This window comes from Nocardioides sp. F233 (assembly GCF_057813895.1).
In genome coordinates, this window is record NZ_JBVASH010000002.1 from 792432 (window position 1) to 809125 (window position 16694).

The 16694-nt window shown below is 74.7% G+C and carries 17 protein-coding genes; 8 read left to right on the top strand and 9 right to left on the bottom strand.

Annotation, left to right across the window (positions count from 1 at the left end; genetic code table 11):
* The first annotated feature begins 2 nt into the window (after positions 1–2).
* Entirely contained in the window at positions 3–515 is a 513-nt protein-coding gene (locus ACZYRU_RS10230; RefSeq protein ID WP_488956976.1) for a guanyl-specific ribonuclease, read from the top strand.
* Entirely contained in the window at positions 512–925 is a 414-nt protein-coding gene (locus tag ACZYRU_RS10235) for a barstar family protein (RefSeq protein ID WP_488956977.1), read from the top strand. The genes ACZYRU_RS10230 and ACZYRU_RS10235 overlap by 4 nt, the downstream gene beginning before the upstream one ends.
* A gap of 18 nt (positions 926–943) precedes the next feature.
* On the opposite strand, the gene ACZYRU_RS10240 is transcribed toward ACZYRU_RS10235, so the two are convergent.
* The 4 genes from ACZYRU_RS10240 to ACZYRU_RS10255 are packed head-to-tail and all read right to left on the bottom strand — an operon-like array spanning position 944 to position 5356.
* Entirely contained in the window at positions 944–1480 is a 537-nt protein-coding gene (locus ACZYRU_RS10240; RefSeq protein ID WP_488956978.1) for an RNA polymerase sigma factor, read from the bottom strand.
* Positions 1477–3273 (bottom strand): acyltransferase family protein, encoded by a 1797-nt coding sequence (locus tag ACZYRU_RS10245; protein WP_488956979.1) that lies wholly within the window; start codon positions 3271–3273, stop codon positions 1477–1479. Before ACZYRU_RS10245 ends, ACZYRU_RS10240 begins: the two co-directional genes overlap by 4 nt.
* Entirely contained in the window at positions 3270–4208 is a 939-nt protein-coding gene (locus tag ACZYRU_RS10250) for a hypothetical protein (RefSeq protein ID WP_488956980.1), read from the bottom strand. Before ACZYRU_RS10250 ends, ACZYRU_RS10245 begins: the two co-directional genes overlap by 4 nt.
* Before the next feature lie 59 nt (positions 4209–4267).
* Positions 4268–5356 carry a polyprenyl synthetase family protein gene (locus ACZYRU_RS10255; protein ID WP_488956981.1) on the bottom strand — a complete coding sequence of 363 codons (1089 nt, stop codon included), beginning with the start codon at positions 5354–5356 and terminating at the stop codon, positions 4268–4270.
* Between the two features lie 76 nt (positions 5357–5432).
* On the opposite strand from ACZYRU_RS10255, the gene metF reads away from it, so the two are divergent.
* Positions 5433–6323 (top strand): methylenetetrahydrofolate reductase [NAD(P)H], encoded by an 891-nt coding sequence (gene metF, locus ACZYRU_RS10260; RefSeq protein WP_488956982.1) that lies wholly within the window; start codon positions 5433–5435, stop codon positions 6321–6323.
* Between the two features lie 28 nt (positions 6324–6351).
* Here the strand turns inward: metF and ACZYRU_RS10265 are convergent, their stop codons facing one another.
* Complete coding sequence (locus ACZYRU_RS10265; protein WP_488956983.1) at positions 6352–7665, bottom strand: phytoene desaturase family protein; 1314 nt, start codon at positions 7663–7665, stop codon at positions 6352–6354.
* 4 nt (positions 7666–7669) lie between these two features.
* Entirely contained in the window at positions 7670–8149 is a 480-nt protein-coding gene (locus ACZYRU_RS10270) for a YbaK/EbsC family protein (protein ID WP_488956984.1), read from the bottom strand.
* A 46-nt stretch (positions 8150–8195) separates the two neighbouring features.
* Here ACZYRU_RS10270 and ACZYRU_RS10275 point away from each other — a divergent pair, with 46 nt between their 5' ends.
* From ACZYRU_RS10275 to ACZYRU_RS10295, 5 genes are all read left to right on the top strand, one after another.
* Entirely contained in the window at positions 8196–8678 is a 483-nt protein-coding gene (locus tag ACZYRU_RS10275) for a hypothetical protein (protein ID WP_488956985.1), read from the top strand.
* A 73-nt stretch (positions 8679–8751) separates the two neighbouring features.
* The gene (locus ACZYRU_RS10280; RefSeq protein WP_488956986.1) at positions 8752–9210 is read left to right on the top strand and encodes an SAV_6107 family HEPN domain-containing protein; all 459 of its coding nucleotides are present in this window, start codon (positions 8752–8754) and stop codon (positions 9208–9210) included.
* A 48-nt stretch (positions 9211–9258) separates the two neighbouring features.
* Positions 9259–9975 (top strand): methyltransferase domain-containing protein, encoded by a 717-nt coding sequence (locus ACZYRU_RS10285; RefSeq protein WP_488956987.1) that lies wholly within the window; start codon positions 9259–9261, stop codon positions 9973–9975.
* Between the two features lie 30 nt (positions 9976–10005).
* Positions 10006–11211 carry a DNA polymerase IV gene (dinB, locus tag ACZYRU_RS10290; protein ID WP_488956988.1) on the top strand — a complete coding sequence of 402 codons (1206 nt, stop codon included), beginning with the start codon at positions 10006–10008 and terminating at the stop codon, positions 11209–11211.
* A gap of 139 nt (positions 11212–11350) precedes the next feature.
* Complete coding sequence (locus ACZYRU_RS10295; RefSeq protein WP_488956989.1) at positions 11351–11791, top strand: DUF3040 domain-containing protein; 441 nt, start codon at positions 11351–11353, stop codon at positions 11789–11791.
* A gap of 253 nt (positions 11792–12044) precedes the next feature.
* On the opposite strand, the gene ACZYRU_RS10300 is transcribed toward ACZYRU_RS10295, so the two are convergent.
* Genes ACZYRU_RS10300 through ACZYRU_RS10310 form a run of 3 tightly spaced genes read right to left on the bottom strand, consistent with a single transcriptional unit; the run spans position 12045 to position 16589 of the window.
* The gene (locus tag ACZYRU_RS10300; RefSeq protein WP_488956990.1) at positions 12045–14402 is read right to left on the bottom strand and encodes a transglutaminase TgpA family protein; all 2358 of its coding nucleotides are present in this window, start codon (positions 14400–14402) and stop codon (positions 12045–12047) included.
* Positions 14399–15643 (bottom strand): DUF58 domain-containing protein, encoded by a 1245-nt coding sequence (locus tag ACZYRU_RS10305; protein WP_488956991.1) that lies wholly within the window; start codon positions 15641–15643, stop codon positions 14399–14401. Before ACZYRU_RS10305 ends, ACZYRU_RS10300 begins: the two co-directional genes overlap by 4 nt.
* Before the next feature lie 19 nt (positions 15644–15662).
* Positions 15663–16589 (bottom strand): AAA family ATPase, encoded by a 927-nt coding sequence (locus tag ACZYRU_RS10310; RefSeq protein ID WP_488957196.1) that lies wholly within the window; start codon positions 16587–16589, stop codon positions 15663–15665.
* Positions 16590–16694 lie beyond the last annotated feature (105 nt).

A 16694-nucleotide genomic window follows, 5' to 3' on the forward strand; every position in this document is an offset into this window, starting at 1 on the left:
GCATGCCGAGGACGGGCCGCCGGACGACCCAGGTCGTCTCGACGGCCATCACCGTCGTCCTGCTGGTCGGGGTGTGGTGGCTGCAGTCGCGCGGCGGCGACGATCCCGAGCCGTCGCGGGCCAGTGACAGCCCGAGCGTCACGTCGTCGCCGAGCGCCACCTCGACGCCACATGCCTCGACCTCGCCGCGTGCCTCCTTCTCACCGACCCGGTCGGCGTCGCGCGACGAGGACGGCATCGCGTATGTCGACCTGGCCGACCTGCCGCGCGAGGCCGCCGAGACGGTCGAGTTGATCGACGCCGGCGGGCCGTTCCCGTACCCCGGCAAGGACGGCTCCACCTTCGGCAACTTCGAGGGCGTGCTGCCGGACCGGCCGCGCGGCTACTACGCGGAGTACACCGTCGACACCCCCGGACTCGATCACCGCGGCGCGCGACGGATCATCGCCGGCGACGGGGGAGAGCTGTACTGGACCGCGGACCACTACGAGTCGTTCGAGAGGATCCGCCGATGAGCGGTCTCGCAGCCGTCCTGGCCGGGCGCCACACGTCCGGGGTCCACCGGTGGGAGTCGGCGCTCGACGTCGCCTCGGTGCAGCACGCGGCCGAGCACGCCGGCTGGGGCTTCGGGTACGTCGACGGCGTTGCCCTCGACGCCCGCGCCGACGTGCTCCGAGCGATCGGCAGCGCGCTCGGGTTCCCCGACCACTACGGCGCCAACCTGGACGCCCTCAACGACTGCCTGCGCGACCTGCCCGGCCCGACCGTGCTGCTCTGGGACGCCTGGTCCGGGTTCGCGCGCGCCGAGCCGCGGTGGTTCGGGCTCGTCGTCGAGGTCCTCGGCGATCGGGGCGAGGCAGGTCCGGCGGTCGAGGTGCTGTTGCGGGGTGCGGGTCCCACGGACGCCGTACCGCTGTTGGCCTGAGGCCCGCGGGCGCAGTGCTCAGGGCGCCGTGGACGCGCTGCGCAGCTTGCGACGGACCCGGTTGAGGCGCGAGCGCACCGTCCCGACGGGGATGTCGAGAGCCTGGGCGACCTGCTCGTAGGGGAGGTCCTCCCAGGCGTGGAGCAGCAGCGTCGCGCGATCGTCCTCGCTCAGTGCGTCGAGGTGCTCGCGCAGCACCGCGAACCGCCGGTGCGCGTCGACGGCGTCCTCGACGGCGTCGACGAACGGTGGCTCGACGGGCTCGGGGCCGGGTGGCACCGCGGCCTGCCGGCTCGCCGACCGGAGGTGGCTGCGCAGGACGTTGGCGGCGATGCCGTAGAGCCAGGGCAGCGCCGAGTCGTGCTCGGCGCGGAACGTCCGTCGTCGCCGGAACGCGGTGGTGAAGACCTCGGACGCGAGGTCGTCGGCGGCCTGGGTGCCGGCTCGGCGGGCGAGGTAGCGGTGGACAGCCGTGAAGTGGCGCTCGAAGAGGGTGCCGAAGGCCTCGGGCCGCTGCCAGGAGGCGGCGATCAGGTCGCCGTCGGAGCCGGTCACGAGGCCGTCTCGCCGTAGAAGGACGCGGCGGTGCGGGACACCAGGCGGGCGAGGACGGCCCCGCCGCGCGGCCCGGGGTGGATGTGGTCGCCGGCGAAGTCCGGGACCCGGGCCCGCAGCGCCTCCCAGTCCGCGATCCGGGCATTCGCGTGGCTGCGGGCGTAGCGGCGCAGCTTGGCGTTCGCCGGCGCGATCCACGACCGGGGCCCGCTCGCCGTGACCAGGACGAACCGGTGTCCCGGCCCGGCGGCGCCGATGGCGTCGGTGAGCTGGTGGGGGGCGAAGTCGCCGTTCGTGCCCAGGGCGATGACGACGACCGGCCGCAGCGCGCCGGCCCTGCGCAGGCCCCGGATCCGCTTCTCGAGGCTCCACATCTGCATTCCGACGTGGGCGCGCAGGTCGGCCTGGGGGAGCAGGTCGTAGAGCGCCGGCGCGGCGGCCACGGTGACCGAGTCGCCGATGACGGTCAGGTCGCGGCCGTCCCCCGGCGCGGGCGAGGTCCACGGCGACGGCGCCGGGCCCGGGGCCGGCACCGGCGGCGGAGGCGGCGCGGCCTTGCGGTGCGCCTCGATCGCCGCCTGGCCGGTGTCGAGGCTCACCTGGAGCGCGCTGTGGTCGCGGGAGTTGCCGATCCCGGCGGTGACGGTGGCCGAGACCAGCGCGGCGACGACGGTGCTGACGGCGACGCCGACCAGTCCGGTGCGCCGCCCCAGCGCCACGACCTGCCCCGCCGAGGCCCGGTAGCCGATCCGCTGCACCGGCTGCTCCAGATGACGCCACGACAGCGCCGCGAGCGCCAGGGTGATCGGTACGGCGGCCACGGCGAGCGGCACGCCGGGTGCCACCTGCATCAGGACCACGATCACGGGCCAGTGCCACAGGTAGATCCCGTAGCTGCGCTCGCCCGCCCAGCGCAACGACGGCGCGGACAGGGCGATCGCGACCGGCGACCGGCCGCAGTCGGGACGCCGGGCGTCGCCGGTGAGGTGGAGCACGACCAGCGCCGTGGCGGTCGCGACCGCCGCCGTACCGCCGAGGTAGGTGAGGGGCGCGTCCCAGGGCAGCAGCGCGATCGCGACGAGGGTGCCGGCCGCCGCCGCGAGCGCCGTGCGCAGCCGCACCTCGACCGCCCACAGGGCGGCGGCGGAACCGACCAGCAGCGCGAAGCCGTGGGTGTCGGTGCCGAAGTAGAGCCGGTTCAGGGACGTGCCGGAGAGGTGTCCGGCGGCCATCGCGGCGATGCTGAGCGCGGCGAGTGCCGCGACGGCCCGGAACCGCCAGGCCGTGCCGGCGCTCCGGGTGACGGCGAGGACGAGCCACAGCAGCACCGGCCACACCAGGTAGAACTGCTCCTCGACGGCCAGCGACCACAGGTGCTGCAGCACCGGCGCCTCGAACCGGTCCTCGTACGATGCCGGCGCACCGGCCTGGTACCAGTTGCTGCTGAACGTCAGCGCGGCCAGCACCTGCTGCCTCAGCCGCACCTCGAGCGCGCCGCCGAGCACCCCGGCGGTCGCGGTCACCGCCAGCAGCACTGCCAGCAGCGCGGGCAGGATCCGTCGCGCCCGTCGTACCCAGAACTGCGCGAAGCGAGGGCGTCCCAGCGTGTCCGCCTCGCGCACGAGGTGCGCGGTGATGAGGAAGCCGGACAGGACGAAGAACATGTCAACGCCCAGGAAGCCGCCCGGCAGGCGCGCCGGGAACAGGTGGTAGCCGACGACCGCGAGCACGGCCACGCCCCGCAGCCCGTCCAGGGCGGGCACCCGGGCAGGTCGGGTCTCGGCGGCGCTCACGCGGGTGCGGACGGGGTCGCGGGGTCGGTCAGCTCGGAGACCAGGTAGCGCTGGCCGCCGAGCCGGGTGCCGTCCGGCAGCACGGTCTCGGTGCTCAGCAGCGCGCCGGTACGCCGGTCGAGCACCCAGGTGTCGACGGCGCCTTCGGCGAAGGTGAACCGCAGCGCGACGCCGTCGCGCCCCAGCACCCGTGCCGTCGGCAGTACTTGCGCGGCCACGTCGGCGGTCCGGGTGGCCGCCAGCACGCGGTAGAGCGACGAGCGGGTCGCCGACGAGAGCGCGGGGTCGGGCAGCAGGTCGGTGGCGACCCGGTACAGGACCCGTTCGGCGCTGTCACCGGGCTGGCCCAGGCCACGCTCCTCGCCCAGGGCGAGCAGGGCGTCGCGCAGCGCCGTGGGATCGGTCGGCAGCGCGGTGACCCGCGCCGTCGGCACGAAGCCCTCGGTCGCCGTCAGCGGTCCGTCCACGGGACCGACCTCCGCGCGCCCGTCCGGCTGGATGTACTGGTCGTAGACGGGTGCGCCCGGGTCGGTGAAGTTCTGGAACCTGATGTGCCGGACCCGGCCGCCGGGTGCGGGCACGTCGGAGCGCAGGCTGACGACGGCTGCCGCGCGCAGCGCCGTCGGCCCGTCGCCCGAGGTCGGGATCAGCGCGGTGGCGGACGTCGTACCGGGGTCGTCCCGGCCGACGAGCACGCCGGCCGTCGTGACGCCGCCGGCCACGACCGCGACCGCTGCGGCGGCTGCGAGGAGGCGGACCGTCCGACGGGCTGGACGAGCCAGGCGGGCCGGGCGGGTCTGCTCGGCTGCGATGGCAGCGGCCAGGTCGCGGCGGGCGGCCGCGGTCACCTCGACCGTGGGGTCCGGCGGCTCCGGCCTGATGCGTCGTACCTCGGCGGTCCAGTCGTCGCCGGTCGCGTTCGTGTCGTTGCCCATGCCCTGTTCTTGTCCGAACCGGTCGATCGGGTTCACGGCCCGCTGTCAGCGGTGCGTCGTCAGTGCGCGCGGCGCGTCGCCGCGGCGGCCAGCTGCTCGAGCACTCGGCACGCCTCCGCGTCCCAGCCGGCCTCGGCCTGGCCGCGGTGCAGGGCGTCGACGGCCTGGCGGGCGAGGTCGTCGATCATCGACTCGACCTCGGCGCGGGCGCCGCAGCCGTCGATGATCGCGCGCAGATCGGCGATCTCGGCATCGGACAGGGCAGTGCCGAGCGCTGCGTCGAGGCGCTCGGCGTCGGCGGGGGAGGCGTGGTCGAGTGCCAGCGCGACCAGCACGGTCCGCTTGCCCTCGACGAGGTCGTCGCCCGCGGGCTTGCCGGTGGTGGCCGGGTCGCCGAAGACACCGAGCAGGTCGTCGCGCAGCTGGAACGCCTCGCCGAGCGGCAGGCCGAAGGCGCTGAGCTGGTCGAGGGTCGCGGTGTCGGCTCCGGCGAGCGCGGCGCCGACGTGGATCGGGCGCTCGATGGAGTACTTCGCCGACTTGTAGCGCAGCACCGTCATCGCCTGGGCGACATCGGCACGGCCGCGGGCCTGCACGGAGACGTCCAGGAACTGTCCGGCGATCACCTCCGAGCGGCACAGGTCGAACACGTCGAGGGCCGGGCCGACCCGGTCCCAGCCCAGGCCGCAGCGGCGCAGCAGCTCGTCGGACCACGACAGCAGCAGGTCACCGAGCAGGATCGCGGCGGCGGCGCCGTACTGCTCCGGGTCGCCCCGCCAGCCGTCGGCCCGGTGGGCGCGCTCGAAGGTGCGGTGGGTCGCGGAGCGGCCGCGGCGGGTGTCGGAGGCGTCCATCAGGTCGTCGTGGACCAGTGCGCTCGCGTGCAGCAGCTCGAGGGCGGCGGCGGCGCGTCGTACGGCCTCGGCGTCGGCGCCGGTCGGCGCGCCGGCGAGCGCGGCGTAGCCCCAGTGGCAGAAGGCGGCCCGGAACCGCTTGCCCCCCGACACGGTGACCCGTGCCTCGGACAGCAACCGCGCGGCATCCCCACCGAGCGGTGCGAGCCGGGCCGACTGGTCGGCGAGGAAGGTGTCCAGGGTGGCCTGGACCTCGGTCCGGAACGGGGTCGGGTCCCACACCTGGCTGGTCACGGATGTGAGCCTAGTGACTCGGGTGATTGGCGAGATGCCCGACCCCGGCCCGCTCCGGACACCTACACTGCGGCTCATGACCACCGGTGCTGGGCGCTCCCTCGGCGAGATCATCCGTGAGGGCGGCCATTCGTTCTCCTTCGAGTTCTTCCCTCCCAAGGACGAGGCAGGTGAGGCGCAGCTCTGGGACGCGATCCGGGCGCTCGAGCCCTACCGCCCGACCTTCGTGTCGGTGACGTACGGCGCAGGCGGCAGCACCCGCGACAAGACGGTCGCGATCACCGGGCGGATCGCCCGCGAGACCGCGATGGTCCCGCTGGCCCACCTGACCTGCGTCGGCCACACCCGTGCCGAGCTCGAGGGAATCCTCGACTCCTACGTCGCCGAGGGCGTGAGCCACGTCATGGCGCTGCGCGGCGACCCGCAGGAGGGCCCGCGCGCCGACTGGACCCCGACCGAGGGCGGCCTCAACTACGCGGTCGAGCTGGTCGAGCTGGCCCGTTCACGCGGCGACTTCCGGGTCGGCATCGCCGCCTTCCCCGAGGGCCACCCCTCGGCGGAGTCGCTCGACGCCGACGCCGACGTGCTCGTCGCCAAGGCGAAGGCCGGCGCCGAGTTCGCGGTCACGCAGATGTTCTTCCGGGCGTCCGACTACTTCGACCTGGTCGAGCGGGTCCGTGCCCGCGGCGTCGACATCCCGATCCTGCCGGGCATCATGCCGATCCTGAACCTGGCCGCGATCCGCCGCCAGGGCGAGCTGATCGGCACCAGTGTCCCGGACGACATCGTCGAGCGGATCAGCGCGTACGACGGCGACCCCGCCGCCGTGCGCGCCGAGGGCATCCGGATCGCCGCGGAGCTGTGCGACGAGCTGCTCGCCGGCGGTGCGCCCGGCCTGCACTTCTACACGCTGAACCGGTCCAAGGCGACGCTCGAGATCTTCGAGGCGCTGCAGATCACGGTCTGACGCGGCCGGACCGGCCCGGCCCCTCGGGTCAGGCCGGTCCGATCAGCTGCGCGACCAGCGCGGCCGACTGGGTCACGAACGGCACGCCCGCACCCGGAGCGGTGTGGGCGCCGGCGGCGTACACGCCGGGGACGGGCGTGCCCGGGCCGATCCGCTGCCGGACGGTGCCGCGGCCCTGCCACAGCACGCCCATCGGCGAGCCGCGCCACTGCTCGACCTGGTCCCGCGGCGACAGGTCGACCCGGGTGACGACGTTCTCGCGGACGTCGAGCTTGTGCCGGGCGAGGGCGTCGAGGAGGTCCTCGGCGATCTTGCCGCGGCCGTGGATCGTCCACGCGGTGCCGCCGTCGGGCGCGATGCCGCCCGGACGCACGCTCAGCAGGGGTTCCTCGTGGATGACCAGCTCGTGTGGCAGGTCGGGGACGTCGCCGGCCAGCCCGACGTGCGACACGACCGGCGGGATCGCGGGCATGGTGCGCTCGACGTGCGGCGCCAGCACGGGCAGCCGGCGCGGGTCGATGGCGACCACGACGGCATCGGCGTCCGCCTCACCCTCCGCCGTGCGTACGGCGACCACGCGGCCCTCGCGCAGGACCAGGTCCTCGACCTCGAGCCCGGTGCGCACCAGCACGCCCCGGGTCTCCAGGCGCGCGGTCAGCAGCTCGACGATCCGCCCCATCCCGCCGGGCACCTGCCAGCCGCCGAAGCACTGCTCGAGGTAGGCGGTGACGCCCACCCAGGACGGCACGTTGCGCAGGTCGTGCCCCTCGGCGACCGCGGCGTGCCCTGCGACCAACGCCAGCCGCTCGTCGCGGAACGCGTGGCGCAGCCGCTTGTGGAGCGTCTCGCGGATGTCGAACATCGAGTCCAGCTCCTTGGGAACCGCGCCCTTGGTGCGCGGGTCCCAGGGGACCTCGACGTAATGGCGGCGCAACACGTCCCACACCGGTCCGTAGACGTCGACGTGGGTGGCCCACTTCTCGCCGAGCCCGGGACCGAGCGCGTCGAAGGCCGCGATCTGGTCGGCCCGGGAGCCGCCGGGCAGTAGCACCGAGGTGCGGTCGGCGAAGCGGTGCTCGCGCAGGATCGGCAGCGGCTCGAGGTCGGACTCGAGCTCCTTCTCCAGCGGGCGCCCGGACTTGCGGAACAGGTCGCGCAGGGCGGCGGGCAGCAGCGTGCTCGCGGGACCCGCGTCCCACCGGTACCCGTCCTGCTCGACCGGCGCGAGCGCCCCGCCGAGCCTGCCGGACGCCTCCAGCAGTGCGACCTCGTGGCCCAGCTTGGCCAGGCGGGCGGCTGCGGCCATGCCGCCGAGACCGCCGCCGACGACGACGATGCGCACGCGTTCAGTCCTTCGCGACGTCGAGGGGCTCGGCGCTGGTGAGCGCGAGCAGCTCGTCGTACGTCGTCGAGAAGACCGCTGCCGGGTGCCCGGCCGCCGCCCAGACCACCTCGTGGCGCTGCAGCCACGGGTCGAGGTAGGTGCGCACGGGCGCCGGGTGGCCGATGGGGGAGACCCCGCCGATCACCTGGCCGGTGTGCTCGCGGACGAACTCCGGCTTGGCGCGGCGCAGCGCCGGGCCGCCGATCGTGGTCTGCACCAGCTCGGTGTCGACCCGGTGCGCGCCGGAGGTGAGGATGAGCACCGGCGTGCCGTCGACGTCGAAGAGCAGGCTGTTGGCGATCGCCCCCACCTCGCAGCCCAGTGCCTCGGCGGCCAGTGCGGCCGTGTGGACCGAGTCGGGCAGAATGACGATCTCGCCGGTTCCGCCCCGGCGCTGGTGCTCGTCGCGGAACCGGGTGATCGAGGGATGCTCGGCCGACATGGGGGTGACCCTACCGAGCACGACCCCACCACGGACTGGAGGAACCATGCCCGAGACCGACGCCGAGCAGCAGGCCGCTCAGGAGGCCGCGCAGCCGGGCGAGGTCACGCCCCGGCCGCCCGCCGTCGTGATCGCGTGCTGGCTGCTGTGGTCCCTGGTCGCGGCCGGCCTGCTGGTGTGCGTGCTCGTCGTCACCCAGCGCGAGGACCTCGGCAGCGTCTGGTCGCCGATGCAGGTCGGGGACAGCACGGTCCGGCCGGTGGAGTTCGTCCCCGTCATCCTCGTCCTGTACGGCGTCACGGCCGTCCTGTCGCTGACGCTGATCGCGCTGTTCCGGGTCGGCTACAACTGGGCGCGGCACTCCCTGGCGGCGATCGTCGCCGGCGTGATCGTGGTCGCGGTCGGGACCGTGCGCACCGACCCGCCGACCATGGTCGACGGCATGGCCATCGCCGCCGCCGTGATCAGCGCGGTGACCCTGGTCTTCCTGTGGCACCCGCAGAGCCGGGAGTACGTGCGCGCCTCTTGAGCTGTGTCGGACCCCCGGTGTACCTTCGGATCATTCGAACACCTGTTCGAACAGATCCGGAGGAGAAGACGCCGTGGCCCAGCAGTTCGCCCCTCTCACGGTCAGCCCGCACACGCTGCCGGCGACCACCCACAACTACCTGATCCGGTCGGCAGAATCGCTGAGCGAGGCGGTCGCGGCGCGCGACGTGGCCACGCGCTACGCCTGCGCCCACGTCTCCGCGCTGCGGGCGGCCGCCGCGCTGCTGGCTGCCCGGGCCCGCCCCGAGGCGGGCCGACGACGCGCCCAGCGCAACGCCTGGGTGCTGCTGGCCGAGGTCGCACCCGAGCTGTCCGAGTGGGCCTCCTTCTTCGCGGCCGGCGCGGCCAAGCGGGCGGCGGCCGAGGCGGGCTCGACCCGGGCTGCCACCGAGCGCGAGGCCGACGACCTGGTCCGCGACGCCGACCGCTTCCTCGCCCTCGTCGAGCAGGCGCTCGGCCTCACGCCGCACGTCCCTCTCGGCGAGCAGCTCGCCGGCCTGGCCGTCGGCTGACGGAGCGCCTGTCCGAGCGTCCCGGAGGTGACCATTAGTGTTCGGCACATGGCCTCTCGCGAGCAGCGTGGATCGGTCCGCACCGCGGTCGTGTGGGACGCCCTCGAGTCCGCGCTCGCGGGTGGACCCCGCGACGTGGTGGACCTCGGTGGCGGCACCGGCGGCTTCGCCGTCCGGCTCGCCGAGTCGGGCCACCGGGTCCGCGTCGTCGACCCCAGCCCCGACGCCCTGGCGGCGCTGGCCCGCCGGGCGCGCGAGGTCGACCTCGAGGTCTCCGGCCTCCAGGGCGATGTCGCCGACCTCGTCGAGGTCGTCGGCGCCGGCAGCGCCGACGTCGTGCTGTGCCACGGCGTGCTCGAGGTCGTCGACCCGTCCCTCGCGCTGGAGCGGATCGCCGAGGTGCTCCGGCCGGGCGGCCTGCTCAGCCTCGTCGTCGGCCAGCGCCACGCCGCCGTCATCACCCGGGCGATGGCCGGCCACTTCCAGCAGGCCCGCGACCTGCTCGACGACCAGCAGCCCGTCGACACCCGTACCGGCCGCCGGTTCACCGTCGACGAGGTCCGCGACCTGCTCGCCGGCCACGGCTTCGGCGCGGTCTCGGTCCACGCCGTCCGGGTCTTCGCGGACCTGGTCCCCGCGGCCCTCATTGACCAGGAGCCCGGTGCCGCTGCGGCCCTCGTCGACCTCGAGCGCGCCGTCGCCCAGCGCCCGGAGTACCTCCCGCTGGCCACCCAGCTCCACGTCCTGGCGCACTCCGCCTCCTGACGCCCGACCCTCACGACCCGGGAGCGGGCCGTGAGCGTCACCTGCCCGATCCTGCACGTCGACATGGATGCGTTCTACGCGTCCGTGATGATCCGCGACCGCCCCGAGCTCCACGACGTCCCCGTGGTCGTGGGCGGCGGGCACCGCGGGGTCGTGCTGTCCGCCAACTACCCGGCCCGCCGCTACGGCATCCGTTCCGGGATGTCCGGCACCGAGGCCGCGCGGCTGTGCCCCGACGCCGTCACCATGCCGCCCGACTTCGGCCTGCTGACGCCGGTCTCGAAGGCGATCATGGAGACCTTCCGCACCGTCACCCCGCTGGTCGAGGTCACCTCGCTCGACGAGGCGTTCCTCGACGTGCGCGGCGCGGTCCGGCTGTTCGGGCCGCCGGAGGCGATCGCCGAGCGGCTGCGCTCGCGGATCCGCGCCGAGCACGGCATCACCTGCTCGGTCGGCATCGCCGCCTCCATCTCGGTCGCCAAGCTCGCCAGCCGACAGGCCAAGCCCGACGGCGTCCGGGTGATCCCGCCCGACCGGTTCGTCGCTGAGGTCCACCCCCTCGACGTGGGCGTGCTCTACGGCGTCGGAGAGGCGACCCGCCAACGACTCCACCGCCTCGGTCTGGTCACGGTCGGCGACGTCGCCGCGATCGAGGTCGACCTGCTGCGGCGGATGCTGGGCCACCACCTCGGCGGCCACCTGCACGCCCTGGTGTGGGGGAGCGACCGCACCGAGCTGGTGCCGGGTGGCGCCGGTGTCTTCGGGTTCGGGGAGGGCGAGCCCGAGGGCAGCATGGGGTCGCAGCACACGCTGGCCGTCGACGTACGCGATCGGGCACAGCTGCACCGCGAGCTGCTCCGGCTGACCGCCCGGGTCGCCGCCCGGGTCCGCGGCGCCGGCCGCACCGGCCGCACCGTCACCGTCACCGTCCGCTTCGCCGACTTCACCACCGTCCAGCGCTCCCGCACCCTGCGCGAGCCGACCGACGTCACGCAGGAGGTGTACGCCGTCGCGGTGCCCCTCCTCGACGGCCTCCTCGACGCCCGCGGCCCCCGCCCGCCGGCGGTCCGCCTGGTCGGCGTCCGGGTCGAGGGCCTGCGCCGCCTGCGCCCCGTCGACAGCCGCCAGCTGGCCCTCGGCGAGCGGGACCCCGGCTGGCCCGACGCCGACCGCGCCGTCGACCGGGCCGTCGACCGGTTCGGCAGCGCCGCCGTACGCCGGGCGAGCCTGCTGTGAGCCGGCTGGTCCGTCGTGACCGTCCCGGACGCCGAGCGGACAATTTCGGGGGACGGCCTACCACCGCTGGAGATGCCTGCCTACACTTGGAGGAAGAGTCATCGGGCGGGCAACCGCCTCACACGTGTCGGAGGATTCGGTGCCACTCTCGGAAGAGGAGTTGCGACTGCTGGAGCAGATGGAGCGCGCCCTCAGCGAGGAGGACCCGAAGTTCGCGTCCACCCTCCGGGGCACGACCCTCCGCCAGGCAGCCCGCCGCCGCGCCATCCTCGCCGGCGTGGTCTTCGCCGGCGGCATCGCCGTGATGATGGGCGGGGCCGTCAGCGGCTACTGGCCCGTCGGCGTCGCCGGCTTCCTGATCATGCTCGCCTCGGCCACGATCCTGCTCGGCTCGATCCGTGGCCAGCGCGGCGGAGCGGCTCCGAACATCTCGGCCCACCCGTCCGGCTTCGGCGTCGTCGACGGCGGCCGCCGCGGCCACCACGGCCGTGGTCACGGTCGCAGCCACGGCCGCTCCTCCAGCTTCATGGAGACCCTCCAGGCCCGCTGGCGTCGCCGCCGCGACCGTGGCGGTTTCTGAGCCGACTCAGTCCAGGCGCCTCATCCACAGCCCCCGCTCACCCGGGGGCTGTTTCATGTCCAGGGTCCGTCCCGGCGCCTCCGGCGCCTCCCGCCCACCGCCGGGCGGCTCGGAGCGAGGGCCCCGCCGTCGGCGCACCTCTTGTTCGCGAGGCGAAGGTCGTCCCAGCGCCGACGGCACCCCGACTTCGCCGCCCGGCGGTGGGCGTCCGGCGCCTGCGGCGCCGGGCCGGACGCTCGCGTGGAGCCGCCGGTCAGCGGCGCCAGACCGACAACGGCAGCCAGCGCGCGCGTCGCCGGGCCTGGGGCGTGACCCCGGCCTCCAGTGCAGCCACGACCAGCGCACCGTCCTCGGCGACCGGCGTGCGCTCGAGCGTGGCGACCGCGCCGGGGCGTGCGTACCGGGCGCGCTCGACCGCGAGGACCAGGCGCTCCAGGGCGTCGGCGGCCTCGGGGGCGGCGTCGGGGCCGGTGCGCGGGCGTTCGGCGGGGTGGTCGGTGGGGGTGGCGAGGTGGTCGAGCAGGAAGGCGCCGGCCTCGCGGGGGGAGCGGCCGGCGGGCCAGGGCAGGCCGAGGTCGAGTGCAGTGGCGCGGACCTCCTGCCAGACGTCGTCGGGCGTCCCCGCCAGTCGGGTACGACGCCCACGGGTCCGGGCGGTGGTCGGGCCACCGATGGCGGCGAGGCCGGCGAGCAGCAGCACGAGCACGACCGCGCTGCCGATCAGCACCGGCAGGGGCAGGCTGCGGCGGTTGCCGCCTCCGGCGGCGCCGGGGTCGCGGTCGATCTCGGGCCGGCGGTTCGGGCCGGCGCTCGGTGCGGCGGTGCCGGTGGCGCCGGAGGGGGCGGAGGTCGCAGCGCTCGGGCCGCCCCGGGGGTCGTTGCTGCCGCCGTCGACGGGGACCCGGGTGTAGGCGGGCACCTGCTGGACCCGGCCGGACGGGGTCGGCTCGAAGCGCACCCAGCCGGAGCCCGCGAAGTAGAGCTCGGGCCAGGCGTGCAGGTCGTGGCTGCTGTAGACCCAGGTGTCGTCACCCGCCGGGTCGGGCTGGAGGAAGCCGACCGCCACCCGGGCGGGGATGCCGAGCACCCGCGCCATCACGGCCATCGCCGAGGCGAACTGCTCGCAGTAGCCCACCCGGCCGCTGCGGGCCAGGAAGCCTTCGAGGGTCTGGTTGCCGGTGCCCTTCGGCGCCTTCTGCAGGTCGTAGGTGAACCCGCCGTCCTGGCGGAACCAGCGCTGGAGCAGCAGCGCGCGCTCGTAGTCGGTGGTGGCGCCGGAGGTCACGTCGCGGGCGAGGTTGCGCACCAGCGGGGGCAGCGTACTGGGGACGTGGAGGACCTCCTCGGACACGTCGCCGGTCCGGGCGTCGCGGAAGAAGGCGCGGTTGGTGCCGAAGTCGAGGCTGACGGCCTTCATCGTGTAGCTGATGTCGCGGGTGTCGAGGTCGTTGTCGGCGGCGAGGAAGTCCAGCGTCGCGGGATCGAAGCGCCAGTCGCCGGGGGCGTCGACCTCGGAGACGGGGTACTGCGTCGGCAGCCAGGTCGAGTCGAGGTCGTCGGTGATCGACACGTCGTAGCCGTAGGTGGTGCGCGGTACGTCGTCGGACAGACCGGCGGGCAGGGGCACCACCCCGTTGGCGCGGTCGTCGCGCGCGACGTCGCGGTCGCCACTGCTCCACTCGTCGCCGGTGTAGCGGTTGAGCACCGAGATCCGCAGGTACGACGGCGAGGGGTCGTCGGTGCGCACCTCGACGAGGGGCACGTCCGCGCCGCGCTCCAGGTCACGGCGCATGTCGGCGATCGGCTTGCGGATCCGGATGTCCCCGTTGCCCTTGCCGGTGCCGAGGTCGAGAACGTTGACGCCGACCGACGGCAGCAACAGCGGTACGACGAGCGCGAGCGCGGTCGCGGTGACCCCGATCCGCCCGGCGCCGGCCCGCATCGCCTCGCGCAGCGGGTTGCCGCGCCACACCGAGTCCTGCTGGGGCCCGACGGTGCGGCCCCAGCGCAGCAGGTGCTCACGCGACTCGAGGTGGAGCAGGACCAGGAAGCCGGCGGCGGCACCGAGGAAGCTGGTGGCGTCCGGTCCGCCGTCGAGCACGCCGCTGGGCAGGGCATAGACGGCGAGCAGCCCGAGCCCGGCGGCGGGGACGCGGCGCAGGGTGCAGGCGAGGGTCTCGACAAGGACGAGGACGGCGGCCCCGGCGACGACGAGCAGCGGCCACACCGGGGCGACGCGGTCGCCGATCGGTGCGGCGTACTGACGGGACGTGCGCACCGACGCCTCCAGCGACCGCCAGATCTCGGCGGCAGTGCCCCCGACCGGGATCAGCGACCCGGTGATCTGGTGGGACACGAAGACGGTGGCCAGCAGGACCTGGACGGCAGCGGTCACCCAGCGGGGTGCGCCGGACCAGCGCAGCGTCGCGCCACTCAGGGCGAGCAGTGCGGCGAGGACGGCGAGCGGGCGCAGGTAGCTGCCGGGCAGCTCGACGAAGCCGCGCCACGCGGTCAGGGCGGCCCACGTCGTGAGCACGGCGACCACGCCGAGCAGCAGCACCGGGCCGAACGGGCCGCGTCGGTTGGTGATCGTCGGGCCGGCGCTGGTCATGAGCGGGCACCTCCTCGTACGTGGGCCCGGCCGAGCTCGCGCCAGGCCACGTCGAGGTGGTCACGCGGGCCGAGCGCGGTGGCGCGCCAGGCCAGCGAGGTCACGGGTGCGGCGGCAGCCGCACCGAGCCCAGCGCGGCTCGGGGACCACTGGTCGACGTCGAGGACGAGCGCGAGCGCGGCACCGGCGTCGTGCCGGATCCGGCGCAGGGCCGCGTTGTCCTCGGGGAGGAAGCCGCCGAGCACGGCGACCACGACACCGCCGCGGGCCTGCTCGCCTGACCAGGTCACGTCGAGCGTCGAGCGGTGGGCCATCTCGAGGACGGCGAGGTGCTCGAGGGCCCGCTCGGCGCCGAGCGTGGGAGCGCCTGTGGACCCACCACCGATCCCGTCGGCGGTGCAGAGCTGGACGGCGTACCCGTGCTGCTCGAGGTGCACGGCGACCGACGCGGCCGCGATCACGGCGGCCTCGAGGCTGGACGCGGGGCCCTGGCCGCGGTGGGCGAGGCGCCGGTTGTCGAGCAGGACGGTGGCGTGCGCCTCCCACGGCTGCTCCTCGCGGCGCACCATCAGCTCGCCGATGCGTGCCGAGCTGCGCCAGTGCACGCGGCGCAGGTCGTCGCCGCGGCGGTACTCGCGCACGCTGACGTCCTCGGCCGACCCGGAGGCGAAGGCCTGCGGGCGGTGCTCGCCGGCGCCCTGCCAGCCGCCGGTCAGCGGGATCGCGGGGAGCGGTACGACACGAGGGGTCACCGTCAGCTGGGCGGTCCCGCCGATCGGCCGACGGCGCTCGACCAGGCCGAAGGGGTCGGCCAGGCGCGCGACGACCGGCCCGACGACGTACCGACCCCGGATGTCGGAGCGCACCGGGTACGACACCGTGCGCTCCCAGGCTCCGCCCAGACCCTGCAGCACGAACCGCGCTCGGCCGCCGAGCGCGTAGGGGAGGGTGTCCTCGACCAGCAGCGCACCGTCGGAGCGCTTGCGGTCGCTGGCGATGGTGAGGTCGATCCGCGCGGTCTCGCCGGCGCGGAGCAGCCGCGGCCACACGGTACGGGCGACCGTCGGGTCGTGCTTGCGCCGGCTGACGACGAAGGCGGCGAGCAGGGGGAGCGACAGCACCAGCACGCCGACCCGGGTCAGCGCGGGCTGGCCGAACCCGATGGCGCACACGACCGCGGTTGCCCCCGCCGCGACGAAGGCGCGTCCGCGGAGGGTCAGGGAGGAGAGGTGCCGGCGCATGGGCTGACCGTGCGTCTCGTCAGGAGGTCGGCTCGGGCACCGGGACCTGCGCCGCGATGCCCTCGAGGATCGCTGCCACGTTCCGACCGCCGATCGCCGCCTCGGCGCTGGGCAGCAGCCGGTGCGCGAGCACCGGCTGGACCAGGGCCAGCAGGTCGTCGGGCAGGACGTAGTCGCGGCGGTGGAGGGCGGCGCGGGCCTTGGCTGCGCGCACCAGGTGGAGCGTGGCTCGCGGCGAGGCACCGAGCACCAGCTCCGGGCTGTGCCGGGTGGCGGCGGTCAGCGCGACGGCGTACCGCTGCACCGTGTCGGAGACGTGCACGTGGCTGACGATCGCGCACATCTTGCGGATCTCGGCGCTGTCGGTCACCGGCTCCAGGTCGTCGAGCGGGCTGACCGCGCCGTGGTTGGCGAGCATCGCGATCTCGGCGGCGGGCACCGGGTACCCGATGGAGACCCGCGCCAGGAAGCGGTCGCGCTGCGCCTCGGGCAGGGGATAGGTGCCCTCCATCTCGACCGGGTTCTGGGTCGCGATGACCATGAACGGCGACTCGAGGTGGTAGGTGACGTTGTCGACGGTCACCTGGCGCTCGGCCATGCACTCCAGGAGCGCGGACTGGGTCTTGGGCGACGCGCGGTTGATCTCGTCGCCGATGACGATGTTGGCGAACACGCCGCCGGGACGGAACTCGAACTCCCGCGTCGACTGGTTGTAGACCGAGACGCCCGTGATGTCGGACGGCAGCAGGTCGGGCGTGAACTGCACGCGGCGCACGGTGGAGTCGATGCTGCGGGCCAGGGCCTTGCTCAGCATGGTCTTGCCGACGCCGGGGACGTCCTCGAGGAGCAGGTGCCCCTCGGCCAGCAGGACGACGATCGCGGCGGAGACGACCTCGCCCTTGCCCTCGATCACCTTCTCCACGTTGGCCTGGATCCTGCCGGCCACGCGCGCAACGGCGTCGACATCGGTGCTCGGCGACTCCACGGCTGTTCTCCCTCTCTTCAGCAGCCACGTCGCTGCGGTGGAGCAACCCTACGGCCGCCGTGGGAA

What these genes read in the sequence shown, in the direction of transcription:
- ACZYRU_RS10230 (WP_488956976.1), top strand. Translation starts at nt 3, where the DNA reads ATGCCGAGGACGGGCCGCCGGACGACCCAGGTCGTCTCGACGGCCATC.
- ACZYRU_RS10250 (WP_488956980.1), bottom strand. Translation starts at nt 4,208, where the DNA reads ATGGGCAACGACACGAACGCGACCGGCGACGACTGGACCGCCGAGGTA.
- metF (WP_488956982.1), top strand. Translation starts at nt 5,433, where the DNA reads ATGACCACCGGTGCTGGGCGCTCCCTCGGCGAGATCATCCGTGAGGGC.
- ACZYRU_RS10275 (WP_488956985.1), top strand. Translation starts at nt 8,196, where the DNA reads ATGCCCGAGACCGACGCCGAGCAGCAGGCCGCTCAGGAGGCCGCGCAG.
- ACZYRU_RS10235 (WP_488956977.1), top strand. Translation starts at nt 512, where the DNA reads ATGAGCGGTCTCGCAGCCGTCCTGGCCGGGCGCCACACGTCCGGGGTC.
- ACZYRU_RS10270 (WP_488956984.1), bottom strand. Translation starts at nt 8,149, where the DNA reads ATGTCGGCCGAGCATCCCTCGATCACCCGGTTCCGCGACGAGCACCAG.
- ACZYRU_RS10285 (WP_488956987.1), top strand. Translation starts at nt 9,259, where the DNA reads ATGGCCTCTCGCGAGCAGCGTGGATCGGTCCGCACCGCGGTCGTGTGG.
- ACZYRU_RS10305 (WP_488956991.1), bottom strand. Translation starts at nt 15,643, where the DNA reads ATGCGCCGGCACCTCTCCTCCCTGACCCTCCGCGGACGCGCCTTCGTC.
- ACZYRU_RS10300 (WP_488956990.1), bottom strand. Translation starts at nt 14,402, where the DNA reads ATGACCAGCGCCGGCCCGACGATCACCAACCGACGCGGCCCGTTCGGC.